Genomic DNA, 13,414 nt, shown 5'->3' with positions numbered 1-13,414 from the left:
AATCTCCGTTGTGTTGGTCACGTTATTGCAATTTAAAATTGTTGGTGCCATTTCTTGTGCAAGAATTCCAGATGTCCTTCCAATACCAAACAGCGCATTCGATATTATGCTTATTATCAGCACTATTTGTCGTATTAGTCAAGACACTCATCTAAGACGCTTTCTTAATTAGACCAATAGTCATCTCAATGGTCTACAAACATCCTAAGTCAATTCTCATATCATTCTAGCAATATATAACTCGTCATGCTGAACTCTTCTGGCACTTATGAATAATTATTTTTAGACCCGTTTTTGTGGTCACTAATAATCATACCAGCATCAATGCAAAGACTATGCCAATATCTAAGAAAACTACTATCTACCCCACTTAAAATAACACATTTCCAATAATTACAGCGCCTTATACCAAATTATTTTCATATGAAAATATATTTTTTCTAATAACCTTCGTATTAAGCAGTTATTAGATGCACTAATTATGATATTTTTGCACTGTATTAGTGCTTAAAAAACCTTGTAATTATTATATCGCTCTATTACGGTGCAATAATAGAATATCGATTTGCTGATTTGGCTCTGGTTGTGAAATCATTATGATCAGAGAAAAATATTTTTATGTAGTGCTTATTTAGCTAGCCTATGCTCTGCATTTGATAGAGAACAAAATAGTGGTAAGATAACCGCGCGCCATAACGCCCTCTGTCACAGTCATAGCTGCTTTTGTTTGGCAACCAAAGCCCTGATCAACAGTAGACGTATATCCCATATTACAAACAGAATAAAACTGATAAGTTGACACCTTCATGATTTTGATGATCGATAATTACGACAGCTTTACGTACAATATCGTACAGTATTTCGGTGAATTGCAGCAGGACATCACTGTTTGGCGTAATGATCAGGTCACTATCGAGCAGATTCGAACTTTAGCACCGGACGTGATTGTTATTGGCCCAGGTCCATGCGACCCTGATCGTGCCGGTGTTTCGCTCGAAGTTATCGAGACATTCAAAGGCATTATTCCGATACTTGGTATTTGTTTGGGTCATCAAGCGATTGGGCAGGCATTTGGTGGACAAATCGTCAAAGCAGGTGAAGTTATGCACGGACGGTTATCAGCCGTCTATCATAATGACCAAGGCGTATTTGCCGGATTACCAAACCCATCGCAAGTCACACGCTATCATTCACTTGTCATCGATAAGCGTACCCTGCCAGATTGCCTTGAGCTGACCGCATGGACGCAGAATGTTGATGGTAGTATCGAAGAGATCATGGGTATACGCCACAAGACACTTGCCGTAGAGGGCGTCCAGTTTCATCCTGAGTCCATTTTGAGCGAAGCAGGTTATCAATTACTTAATAACTTTTTACACACTTATGGCTTGGCAAAACTAGCATCAGATGCGCTACCACAGGTAGGCTAGTTTTGGCTTAAGAGCCTGCTTTCATGACTCTATCTCAAATCATAGACAGATTTACATAAAAAACAGATTCACACAAAAAATAATCATAAGCGAGATCATCATGAGTACGACAAAAATAGAAGAAGATCACACGCCAGAGGGTATTGCAAAACTGTCTGACGCTCAAATACACCAATTATTGACGACAGCTTTGAGTAGAATCTTTCAGCACATCGATTTGACCTTTGACGAGATGTATCAAGTGATGCTGATCATCATGCAAGGCAGATGTAGCGACGCGATGATGGGCGCTATCTTGACAGGTCTACGTATGAAAGGTGAATCTATCGATGAGATCACCGCATCAGCCAGTGCGATGCGTGCGCTAGCTGCCAATATTGAGCCAAAAAACTGTGACTATTTGGTCGACATCGTTGGTACTGGCGGTGATGGTGCCAATTTATTTAACGTATCGACTGCATCGGCATTCGTTGTCGCGGCGGCTGGCGCACAAGTTGCCAAACATGGTAATCGCGGTGTCTCAACCAGATCTGGTAGCTCAGATTTGCTTGAGCAAGCAGGCATCAGTCTTGCGCTGACTCCAGAACAAGCAAAAGATTGTATCGAGAACGAAGGGGTTGGGTTTTTGTTTGCGCCCAACCATCACAGTGCCATGCGTTATGCCAATCCTGTACGCCGTGAGCTAAAAGCGCGTACCATTTTTAATATTTTAGGCCCACTAACCAACCCTGCTGGTACGCCCAATTTAGTCATCGGGGTATTCACTGCGCAGCTCTGTGAGCCAATTGCCAAAGTCATGAAAAACCTAGGCGCACGGCATGTCATGGTCGTGGGCGCAAAAGATGGGCTGGATGAAATCAGTCTAGCAACCTCGACCACAGTTGCTGAACTAAAAGATGGTGAAATATCCGTTTATGAGATGATGCCAGAAGATGCAGGTATCGAATCTCAAACCCTGATTGGTCTCGATGTCGACTCTCCTGAGCAAAGTCTTGCACTGATTCGTGCTGCTCTGTCTGGTGCTGATACCCATGACCGTGCTGTACTTAAAGCCCGTGACATGATTGCTTTGAACGCAGGTGCGGCAATATACACCGCCGGACTTGCCAGCAACTATCCTAATGGCGTTAGCCGAGCTCAAAAAATTATCCAAAATGGTGATGCTTTACTCAAGCTTGAGTCTTTGGCCAAATACACGCAGCAGCTAGTGACTGAAGGTTGATTTATACGCACCAATACAGTGCAAAACTATATATCACTGCCTATTTACCTTTAACAACATTCGGATAACAGCATGACCACAACTCATTCAGACATACCTTCGGTACTACAGCGCATTGTCGCAACCAAAGTAGAAGAAGTAAAAGCAGCTCGCGCGGCGCTATCGCTTGAAGATTTGCAAGCAAAAGTCGCAGCTGATAACAAACCGCGCCGAGGTTTTTCTGCTGCCTTACGTGCTGCTAGCACTGAAAATAATGGTATTGGCATCATTGCTGAAATCAAAAAAGCCTCACCATCTAAAGGTATTATCAATCACGATTTTACCCCTGCTCTATTTGCGCAGCAGTACGAGCAAGCAGGCGCCAGCTGTCTATCAGTGCTGACTGATCGCGATTATTTTCAAGGCGATGATACGTATCTTATTCAAGCGGCAAATGTCTCAAGCTTACCGATACTTCGCAAAGATTTTATGATTGATGTCTATCAAATATATCAATCTTACTTAATGGGTGCTGACTGTATCTTACTCATTATGGCCTGCTTAGACGATGCGCAAGTAAAAGAGTTGCACGCACTAAGTATTGAGCTTGGCATGGATGTGTTGATAGAGGTGCATACACAGTCTGAGCTTGAACGGGCACTACAGCTACCACGCTCAGCACACAATATTTATGGTATTAATAATCGTGATTTAAACACGTTTGACGTTGACCTACAAACTACACTCGATTTAAAAAACATCTTAATCGAAGCACTCTCTACTGATACTGATGATGCCGATCAAAAACCATTGATTGTGACCGAGAGCGGCATTCATAGCAGTGATGATATTCGTCTTATGCTAAGTCATGATATTCAGCACTTTTTAATCGGTGAGCAATTTATGAAAACCGATCATCCGGGACAAGCGTTACAATCCTTACTTGCGGGCGTCGCAGTAGACGAGTAAAGTAACTCAATAATTCAGGCTTCAATAGAATCAGATAGCTTGAATAAAATATTTACCCTATAAATTACTCAACCTTTCATTCATCAATCAACGATACGTTAACTTTTATGTCAAACTCTCTGTTTTCAAAAGAAATGCAAGACCAGCTCAAAGAACTAAAAGGCCAATTAAGTAAAGGCCGTGATACTAATTCACCTGAAGGTGAAAACCAAAAGCCCACTGAGCCTGTTTCTTTACTGACTCAAAAACAAGTGAAAAAGACCGTCAAGCAGCTAGATAGTGAACATGTCGATGATGACAAAGTACTGTTCATGCAAGCTATGCATGGTGTCAGTCAGCTAGAAGACAAAAACGTACGCTCACCTACTAGCACGGCAAGAGCGGGTAAACCTGATGCAGCAACACTATCAAAACGTGCGGCCGCTCAAGGCAGTGAAGCTAGTGATTTAGGCGCTGGCTTGTCAGATATGCAAGCCCTACTAAACCCTGTCGCTGCTGAAGCCTATTTGTCATATAAGCAGCCAACCTTGCAAAATAAAATCTTTGATCAGCTCAAAAAAGGTAAGTTGCGTTGGTACGATGCGGTAGACATTCATGGCTGTACGATAGAAGAAGCACGTGACGCCATGACGCAACTGCTAAGCCAAGCGAAGCAAAAAAATGAAACCATGGTAAAAATCGTCCATGGTAAAGGTAGCGAAGCGATTCTAAAAACCTGTATCAATGGCTGGTTACGCCAATTGCCAGAAGTATTGGCGTTTTGCTCTGCGCCGCCAAAGGATGGTGGCAATGGTGCGGTATTGGTACTGCTCAAAAAACCTAAAGCAGATGGCGAATAGAAGTCATCGCTTATGATAACTCTATTAAATAAAAAAGGACTGCTTATTTGCAGTCCTTTTTTTATCTATAACTCGTATATCAATCTTTAACGATTTTCCCTTTAATATGTGCCTCCTACCCTTTACTATTGGATTCACTCGTGCACTGTTTAATTAGTCAAGCGAAGTCCTTATGAGTATCAAAACCATTGAAAATAAACAAGCACTACAGGAAAACATCACCGCATTAGTTGCTATCGAACCGAAATTTGCTGCTATCTACGAGCATGTTGGTCTACCTGATCTTAGGCACAATGCAGGTGGGTTTGAGCAATTAATGAGAGCGATGGTTGGTCAGCAGCTGTCTGTCGCCGCTGCGGCAAGTATCTGGAAGCGGTTGGTTGATGCAGCGTTGACAACGCCGCATAAAATCGATGAAGCAACTGACGAGGCTTTAAAAGCTCATGGATTGTCTAAGCAAAAAACTCGCTATATCCGCTCTTTAGTCAATCATGATATAGATTTTATGGCTTTAGAAAACATGCCTGATGAAGAGGTAGTAAACACACTTACCGCGGTTACGGGCATCGGACGCTGGACCGCTGAAATGTACTTGCTCTTTTCTTTAAAACGCGCAGACGTGCTTGCTGTCGATGACTTAGCCATTAAGGTTGCAGCGATGGAGTTGCTAGGCTTAGCAGAACGACCAACACCCAAGCAGCTCAAAAACCTCACTCAGCACTGGTCACCTTATCGCAGCACTGCCAGCTTACTGCTTTGGTCATACTACGGCTTATTACGCAATAAAACCGCAGTACCTTTATAGCTGACCGTGTAGAGTGATTGCCTATATGGAAAAACCGTTTCTAAGGCTGATTCCATATAGACAAGCTAAATTTGTTTCTAGTATGCTTAAATTTGCTTTTTCTTAGCATACGACTTTTGTGTTTGAGCGCTTTGAGCGCACCCTTTCTACTGACAGTTGCCATAGATGACTTTTGATTATTTGCCATATCATCGTTAGCATTGTCGGTGTCTTTGTTGATAATCACACCGCCAGAATTATCATCATTACTTTCTAGACTGACATTTGTTTCATTGGTATTCGTATTGCTATGGTCTTCTGAAACATCATCTTCTGTTTCAACAGTATTGTTTTCCATATGATGTTCAAGCTCAGCTTGATTGACGATCAGCTGCTGGGTTGGCAATGCATGTTCGACATCATATTTTGCGACTTGGTTTAATACATCAACGAATACCACGTTTTGCTTATCATAAAACTCCATCACATCATTGGCATTGATATATGCCTGTAGCTGAATGACATAGCAGTCTTGGCGTAGCTCTAAAATATTAACTTGATTCCATTCTTGGTTGGTCAAGTAATGCTCATTTAAAAACTCATCTAAGTCTTTGACCATCTTGAAGACCACATCGATATTCGCGGTGCGCTTCAGATATAACTGATGAAAGAAGCGGAACATATCACGCGAGGTAAAGTTTTCAATTTGCATCGATGAAAAATCACCGTTTGGCACCGTGACAACAGTCCGTGTCAATGTGCGCACACGTGATGAGCGAATACCGATGTCAATAACCGTGCCTTCATAAGTGCCAAATTTGCAATAATCACCGATACGTACTGGTGAATCCGCGACGACGACGACACTACCAACAAGGTTTTCAATGGTTTTTTGCGCACCAAGTGCCAATGCCAAACCACCCACACCCAGTGCGGCAATACCTGTGGTTAAGTCAAAACCCAAATTACCAAAAATGACAATGACCGCAAATATTAAGAGTAGCGCTTTAACGACTTTTCGCATCAGTCCCAAGATTGAGACACGCTCAGTATAGTTTTTCTTATAGCTTAGATTAACCGCTCGAGTAAATATCGCATCAATAACTCGTAATAGCAGCCAAGTTAGTGCAAGCCAAGAAGCAATATCAGTAAAGCGATTGACTGGTTCGCGTAGCGTGACGGACACGCCTGCATAGACCATCACTTCAGATAAGATCAGCGCCATAATGACTACAGAAAGCGGCAGTATCACTTTGTCAGGTAATGGCAAAGGCACGCCGCGCACACGAGGATAAATAATCCTCAATAGATGGTATAACAACCATACTGCGATATAAGTGAGGACAAAGCTGCTCACGATCATAGATAGCGCAGCGACCAAATCAGCCAGCTGATAACCAAAGAGTTTTTTACCATCTAATGAATCCACCGTATAGCGAGATACCAAGGTCGGCTCTGAGTTTTCTATCACTTCCGGTATGGAACTCAGCGTCTCACTCGAGAATTGCCAATACTGCTCGTTCTCTTTAGAAACCACTCTTTCTAGTAACAACGACACACTTTTTTCACCGATGTTAATCACACCGACATTTTCTTGATTCGGTGGTAGTTGATCGGTGAGATTGCCCTCAGGGGTATTACTGATTTGCAAATCAGGTTGGAATCGCCCACCCGCATCGAGCGCTTGCTTAAACTGACGTACGACTGTCGTTGGGTTATCAGACTTGGATAAATTTAGATAGTTACTTGCCAGCAAGTAGTCGTTTTCGCCCAGCGCACTGATAAAACCCTGTACGGTATGACGCGGCGTATCTCGCCCAAATGAATCAGGTAGAGGTGTAGCTACCGTCTCCTCACTACTATCACCACCAACGCCAAGCGCACCAGCGTCAACAGCAAAAGCGGTTTTTGGCAACACAATACTTAATATCATCGCCAGCAAAAGCATTACGACCGCAAATGGTATCTTAAGAGTAGAGTTCGATGAAGGGGATGCGGTACTGGGAGTCAGATTATGCTGAGTAGACAAAACAAACCTCTTAACTTTATGAGTGGCACAATGAAGAACACATAATATCCGCACTATGATAACAATTATTTATAACAGCAGTGCTTTTGATTATACGTTTTTGTCATTAACTGTGTGAGTTAGCTATTTTATCGCTCTGTACAACCTCTCCCGCTTACTGAAAATGGTAGACGTTAATAGAAAAAGTAGCTCTCTAATGAATAATTAGTACCTTATCATGAATTATATTCATCCTACCGTGAAGAAACATTAGGTTAAAGTGGTTTATAAAGGCGGAACTTTTGTAGATAATGAGCGCAGTTTTGCTTATATACTGTTTTTTGTAACTTTTGACACCTTTTACGTCTTAATAGTTATTTCTTATGTTTGCATTTTTTAATCTGATTACTTTGGAATCAACCATGTCTTTATCATGCTCATCTTCACGCACCTATCTTCGCTTAAGTATTTTAAGCGCACTTGGTTTATTCGCAGTCAGCACAGCGATGGCGGCGACCCCTGATGTAACCAATACTAACGATAGCGAGATGCCACAAGTTGAGCTTGATAAAATTGTTGTAACAGCGACACGTACGCCTACCAAGACCAATAATGTGATTGCGCAAACTCGTATAATTGATAAGGAAGAATTACAGCGTTATCAAGGTCAAACAGTCACTGATGTATTGAAAAATCAACCTGGTATCAACATTACGCAAAGTGGTGGCATGGGAACCACCAGTAATTTTTATATGCGTGGTTACGACAGTAAGCAGGTATTGGTGCTTATCGATGGCATTCGCTACAGCTCGGTATCTTTAGGTAGCCCATCGCTGAATTTATTGTCAGCAGATCAAATTGATCGCATTGAAATTTTATACGGCGCTTCAGGATCTAGTCTTTATGGCTCAGATGCGATGGGCGGTGTCATTCAAATTTTCACTAAGGGCAATAGCGTAGAACAATCTAATGTTTCCACTACCGTTGGTTACGGTAGTAATAATCACTATCAAGTCGGCGTGACAGGTCAACTTAAAAATGACACTTCATCATTGAGCTTAGGTGTCAGTCGCAACGAAACTGATGGTTTTAACGCTATTGCTAATCGTAATTCTTTTGATTATAACTCTGATGATGATGGTTTTGAATCTACCAATGTCAGTTTGGCACTGCAGCACAAGTTCACAAATGCATTTAGTGCAGGGATTAGCGGCTTATATTCAGACTCTACGACTGAGTTTGACTCAGCCGGAAAAGTCATTCCTTACGCCTACTCTGATCAAAAAAACGGTAGCGCTAACGCCTATTTGCAATATAAAACCCCATTAACTCTTACTAAACTGAGCTACGGTCAAAGTATTGATAAATCAACCTCTCACGATAACAACTCTATCAGTTATGACAATGGTAGCCAGTTTGATACCACTCAAGAGCAGGCACGCTTAGAGACTAGTATTAACTCGCAACCTGGTACAGTTATTGTCGGTGCAGAATGGTTATCACAAAAACTAGATGCTTCAGATGTTTTAGACTTTTCAAACTATCCTGATCCTGCTGTTCAAACGGCTTATGACCCTGACGACAGAGATGTTAAGAGCGCTTTTGTAGGTTATCAATTAGCGGACACTTATTATGATTTGCAAGCCAACTATCGTGTAGATGACAACTCACAATATGGTAATGAAAATACATACAACTTAGGGGCAGCCATACGTCCGCTAGCTGGTATGCGCATCGGTGCAAATTATGCCACGGGCTTTCGCGCACCAACCTTTAACGACCTATACTACCCAGGTGATAACAATCCAAACCTAAAGCCTGAAAAAACTGAAAATACTGAAGTATTCGTTGAATACGCTAATGATATGCAAACTTCACGATTAACAGGCTATCACACGGACGCAGAAGACCTTATTGCAAGCGGTACGAACATTAGTGAAGCAAAAATAAAAGGCTTGAGTTTGACCTCAGATTGGAATATGAATGATTTTATATTTGGTCTAGGATATGACTACTTAGACGCGAAGAACAAAACCAGAACTAATGCCAACTTTGATCAACAACTTCCTTACCGTCCTAAAAATAGTGGTTTAGTTTATATCGGATATCAGCAACCTACGTTCGATATGCGCCTCGAGGCAAAATATAGCGATGATAGACTTACAACTGAAAACAATGAACTTGATAGCTATACGCTACTTAACGTAAGCGGAAGCGCCTATATCACACCTAATCTACGTGCTAACTTGCGTGTAGATAATATTACTGATGAAGATTATACCCTTGCCAGCCAATTCGGTAATGAGTACGCCACAGAAGGTACAAGTTATTTCACCTCTCTAACCTATAACTGGTACTAATTTTGGCTGAGTAATATCAAAAAACATTAAAACAAAAAAGGTCATCAATCGATGACCTTTTTTATGGCTATAGATTCCTGTTTAAAGTTTTATCTGTCTAAGCCGTCAGCTATTTATGTTATCCAATAGGTGACAATTAACCACTCATCTATTACAATAACGACCTCCGAGAGGTGTTGCGCCATAAATATTGGTAGCCGTGTTTGTATTCAAACGCTTGCTATTCATTGCTTATGTTAGGCTCGGTTAACTGTTGAGCATCCATCGTTTTGGCCGCTCACAGCGCAAACAACGGCACCTGCGTTTTTATTCTTTTTATCATTCGTTAACCACTGATAGGAGCATATTATGGACGCAGTGTCTACTACACCATCTGCCCATACGATCGACCCCTCTTTCACTGACTATAAAGTCGCTGATATCAGCCTTGCTGATTACGGCCGCCGTGAAATCACCCTTGCCGAAGCCGAAATGCCTGCCCTGATGGGCTTGCGTCGTCGCTACGAAGCAGACCAGCCACTCAAAGGCGCGAAAATAGCTGGCTGTATCCACATGACCATCCAAACTGCCGTACTTATCGAGACACTAGTCGCACTAGGTGCTGAAGTACGTTGGACCTCATGTAACATCTTCTCAACTCAGGATCATGCTGCGGCGGCAATTGCTGCTGCTGGTATCTCTGTATATGCTTGGAAAGGCGAAACAGAAGAAGAGTACGAATGGTGTCTACGCCAGCAAGTACATGTTGGCGGCGAAGCGTCAGGCCAGCTGTGGGATGCCAACTTAATCTTGGATGATGGTGGTGATTTGACCGCTTTGATTCATGATGAATATGCAGAGCTTCTTGACAATATCCATGGTATCTCAGAAGAGACCACCACTGGTGTACACCGTTTGGTTGAGATGTTGAACAAGGGCACGCTAAAGGTGCCTGCTATTAACGTCAACGATGCGGTTACCAAATCGAAAAATGACAACAAATACGGCTGCCGTCATAGCTTAAATGATGCCATCAAACGCGCAACAGACATGTTCCTTGCTGGTCGCCGCGCCTTAGTTATTGGTTATGGCGATGTAGGTAAAGGCTCTACACAAAGCCTACGTCAAGAAGGCATGATCGTACGTGTCTCAGAAGTTGATCCAATCTGTGCTATGCAGGCATGTATGGACGGTTTTGAGGTATTATCACCATACATCGATGGCGATAACACTGGCGGTGCAGACAACATTAACAAGCGCTTGCTTGAAGACACTGACATGATCGTCACCACGACTGGTAACTATCACGTTTGTGACCGTCATATGCTAGCAGCCCTTAAGCCTGGTGCAGTCGTTTGTAACATCGGTCACTTTGATACTGAAATTGACACACAGTTTATGCGTGATAACTGGCGCTGGGTTGAGATCAAGCCACAAGTTCATCAAATTTTCCGCTCAGACGATGAAAACGATTATTTGATCTTGCTTGCTGAAGGTCGTCTAGTAAACCTAGGTAATGCTACTGGTCACCCATCACGCGTCATGGACGGCTCATTTGCCAACCAAGTACTGGCACAGATGTATCTGTTCGAAGAGAAGTTTGCTGATCTACCGACTGACGAGCGCTTTGATAACTTGTACGTAAAAGTATTGCCTAAGAAGTTGGACGAAGAAGTGGCCGCTGCGATGGTTGCAGGCTTCAACGGCACACTAACCAAACTAACTGAAAAGCAAGCTGAGTATCTGGGTGTGCCTGTCGAAGGTCCATTCAAACCTGACGCTTATAAATACTAAAAGGAGCCTGACTGTGAGTAAGCCGGCTTTCTCCTTTGAGTTCTTTCCTGCAAAAACCGAGCAAGGTCACGAAAAGCTTCTCAGCACTTATGATGAGCTAAATAAGTTGTCACCGGCGTATTTTTCGGTGACCTACGGTGCGGGTGGCTCAACTCGTAGCCGTACCTTAGACATCGTGCAAGCACTAAGCGTACGCGGTGATACTGAAATTGCGCCGCATATGTCTTGTATCGGTGATGACAAAGCAGAAATCGCTGAGTTGCTTGAGTTTTATAAGAGCTTAGGCATCCAACGTCTTGTCGCATTGCGTGGCGACTTACCGTCAGGTCAGGTTGGCATGGGTGAGCTGCCATTTGCAGTAGATTTGGTCAAGTTCATTCGTGAGCACTCAGGCGATCACTTCCATATCGAAGTGGCGGCCTACCCTGAGATGCATCCACAAGCGCGTAGCTTTGAGTTTGATGTCGACAACTTGGTGAATAAGTACCGCGCTGGTGCCAATGCATCGATTACGCAGTTTTTCTATAATGCAGACAGTTATCTGTATTTGCGTGACACGTTAGAAAAACGCGGTATCGATACTATTGCCCAGCCATTGGTAGCTGGCATCATGCCGATCACTAACTCTAGTAACCTGATACGCTTTGCTGACAGCTGTGGCGCTGATATTCCACGTTATGTACGTAAGCGACTAGCCGACTTTGGCGATGACAGCAAATCTATTCGTGAGTTTGGGTTTGATGTGGTTTATCGCTTATGTGAGCGCTTGATTATCGAGGGTGTGCCAGCCATGCATTTTTATAGCATGAACAAAGTCGAGCCAAACAGACGCTTGGTTGAAGCACTGGGCTTAACTGCCTAGTTATTGATATTTAAGTACAAATCTAATTGATTGATTTTCAACTGGCTCTCTTAGGAGTGCCAGTTTTTTATTGGAAAAATTTTGGGCTATTACCTTTCATATTTTATAAGATACATTTCATCTTAATTACTTTTTTATTTTTGCTTCACTGTGCGATAGTATTATCTATAGATAAAGTGACTCCGCTGAACAATAATTATCATAAAAGCCATGCCTTTAGATAGCTCAAGTGATATTCTATGGACCCGATAATAAACGCTCCCAATCAAACAATAGGAATAAGACCTCGTGCGACGTTTTTTTTATGCCATTAATAACGACAATGCTGATGCTATGCCTTTATCTAAGCTGGGTGATCTACCTCTAGGGAGCGACGTTGAGTTGCCAGACAGCATCGTCCATCATTGGTGCCGAGTGCTGCGTGCCAATATCGGCGATCAAGGTATCTTGTTCGATGGACTTGGTGGTGAGTATCAAGTAGCGCTGCAAACGATCAGTAAGAAAAAAGCCACCGCTACCTTACTCACTCATCTAAACGATGATCGCACGGCGCCTGTTATTAGCAAAATTGGCTTAGTAATGAGTCGCGGCGAACGTATGGATTACGCGATTCAAAAAGCAACAGAGCTTGGTGTAACTGCCATACAGTTACTCAGCAGTCATCATGGTGAGGTCAATCTAAAACCTGCCCAAGTTGACAAAAAACTGGCTCACTGGCAACAAGTCGCTATCGCCGCCTGTGAGCAATGCGGTCTCAATCGTCCTCCTTTGATCCTTGCCCCACTATCTATCAATGAATGGCTAAACCATTCTGATTCTTTGAATACAGCAACGATGGTCAGTCCTATCGTCTCCACACTCAGTCAAGACACTTATTATAAGGTGCTACAAAAAACCGCGGATCTACGTATGCAGATGAGTGTGCCTGCAGCAGGACAACCTGCTAAACCCGAGAAACTGGCCTCAGTTCTCAAGCAAGACTCTCCTTATATTGAACTATTGATTGGTCCTGAAGGTGGTCTCAGTGACGATGAATGTCAAAAAGCAGAATCTGTAGGTTTTATGCCTTGGCAAATTGGCAGTAGGGTATTACGTACAGAGACAGCACCGGTGGTTGCATTGACTACTTTACTCGCTTTGTATGGTTAAAATTAGTATTAGTAATGAGATTTACTATCATTTATAGAC

At 42.7% G+C, this 13,414-nt stretch carries 10 protein-coding genes; 9 read left to right on the top strand and 1 reads right to left on the bottom strand.

Annotation, left to right across the window (positions count from 1 at the left end):
* Positions 1 to 806 precede the first annotated feature (806 nt).
* From JMX83_RS02380 to JMX83_RS02360, 5 genes are all read left to right on the top strand, one after another.
* Positions 807 to 1,430: an anthranilate synthase component II gene (locus JMX83_RS02380; RefSeq protein WP_201598729.1), complete on the top strand. Its 624-nt coding sequence runs from the start codon at positions 807 to 809 to the stop codon at positions 1,428 to 1,430.
* 100 nt (positions 1,431 to 1,530) lie between these two features.
* On the top strand, positions 1,531 to 2,652 hold the full coding sequence (gene trpD / locus JMX83_RS02375) for an anthranilate phosphoribosyltransferase (protein ID WP_201598728.1): 1,122 nt from the start codon (positions 1,531 to 1,533) through the stop codon (positions 2,650 to 2,652).
* Between the two features lie 72 nt (positions 2,653 to 2,724).
* Positions 2,725 to 3,600, top strand: coding sequence for an indole-3-glycerol phosphate synthase TrpC (trpC, locus tag JMX83_RS02370; protein ID WP_201598727.1), 876 nt, complete (start codon positions 2,725 to 2,727; stop codon positions 3,598 to 3,600).
* 107 nt (positions 3,601 to 3,707) lie between these two features.
* On the top strand, positions 3,708 to 4,439 hold the full coding sequence (locus JMX83_RS02365) for a Smr/MutS family protein (RefSeq protein ID WP_201598726.1): 732 nt from the start codon (positions 3,708 to 3,710) through the stop codon (positions 4,437 to 4,439).
* A gap of 172 nt (positions 4,440 to 4,611) precedes the next feature.
* Positions 4,612 to 5,244 carry a DNA-3-methyladenine glycosylase family protein gene (locus JMX83_RS02360; protein WP_201598719.1) on the top strand — a complete coding sequence of 211 codons (633 nt, stop codon included), beginning with the start codon at positions 4,612 to 4,614 and terminating at the stop codon, positions 5,242 to 5,244.
* A gap of 40 nt (positions 5,245 to 5,284) precedes the next feature.
* Here the strand turns inward: JMX83_RS02360 and JMX83_RS02355 are convergent, their stop codons facing one another.
* On the bottom strand, positions 5,285 to 7,252 hold the full coding sequence (locus JMX83_RS02355; RefSeq protein WP_201598718.1) for a mechanosensitive ion channel family protein: 1,968 nt from the start codon (positions 7,250 to 7,252) through the stop codon (positions 5,285 to 5,287).
* Positions 7,253 to 7,653: 401 nt separating this feature from the next.
* On the opposite strand from JMX83_RS02355, the gene JMX83_RS02350 reads away from it, so the two are divergent.
* From JMX83_RS02350 to JMX83_RS02335, 4 genes are all read left to right on the top strand, one after another.
* The gene (locus JMX83_RS02350) at positions 7,654 to 9,591 is read left to right on the top strand and encodes a TonB-dependent receptor domain-containing protein (protein ID WP_201598717.1); all 1,938 of its coding nucleotides are present in this window, start codon (positions 7,654 to 7,656) and stop codon (positions 9,589 to 9,591) included.
* Positions 9,592 to 9,939: 348 nt separating this feature from the next.
* Positions 9,940 to 11,364, top strand: a complete 1,425-nt coding sequence (gene ahcY, locus JMX83_RS02345; RefSeq protein ID WP_201598716.1) for an adenosylhomocysteinase — start codon at positions 9,940 to 9,942, stop codon at positions 11,362 to 11,364.
* A gap of 13 nt (positions 11,365 to 11,377) precedes the next feature.
* Positions 11,378 to 12,226 carry a methylenetetrahydrofolate reductase gene (locus JMX83_RS02340; RefSeq protein ID WP_201598715.1) on the top strand — a complete coding sequence of 283 codons (849 nt, stop codon included), beginning with the start codon at positions 11,378 to 11,380 and terminating at the stop codon, positions 12,224 to 12,226.
* Between the two features lie 288 nt (positions 12,227 to 12,514).
* On the top strand, positions 12,515 to 13,375 hold the full coding sequence (locus JMX83_RS02335) for a 16S rRNA (uracil(1498)-N(3))-methyltransferase (protein WP_201598714.1): 861 nt from the start codon (positions 12,515 to 12,517) through the stop codon (positions 13,373 to 13,375).
* Positions 13,376 to 13,414 lie beyond the last annotated feature (39 nt).

This window comes from Psychrobacter piscatorii, assembly GCF_904846415.1.
GTDB classification, from domain to species: domain Bacteria; phylum Pseudomonadota; class Gammaproteobacteria; order Pseudomonadales; family Moraxellaceae; genus Psychrobacter; species Psychrobacter piscatorii.
Note: the sequence above shows the minus strand (reverse complement) of the source record. Positions and strands in the feature narration are given on the sequence as shown.

Bases quoted from the DNA above. Each gene is read 5' to 3' on its own strand.
- JMX83_RS02380 (WP_201598729.1), top strand. From the start codon at position 807: ATGATTTTGATGATCGATAATTACGACAGCTTTACGTACAATATCGTA.
- trpD (WP_201598728.1), top strand. From the start codon at position 1,531: ATGAGTACGACAAAAATAGAAGAAGATCACACGCCAGAGGGTATTGCA.
- trpC (WP_201598727.1), top strand. From the start codon at position 2,725: ATGACCACAACTCATTCAGACATACCTTCGGTACTACAGCGCATTGTC.
- JMX83_RS02365 (WP_201598726.1), top strand. From the start codon at position 3,708: ATGTCAAACTCTCTGTTTTCAAAAGAAATGCAAGACCAGCTCAAAGAA.
- JMX83_RS02360 (WP_201598719.1), top strand. From the start codon at position 4,612: ATGAGTATCAAAACCATTGAAAATAAACAAGCACTACAGGAAAACATC.
- JMX83_RS02350 (WP_201598717.1), top strand. From the start codon at position 7,654: ATGTCTTTATCATGCTCATCTTCACGCACCTATCTTCGCTTAAGTATT.
- ahcY (WP_201598716.1), top strand. From the start codon at position 9,940: ATGGACGCAGTGTCTACTACACCATCTGCCCATACGATCGACCCCTCT.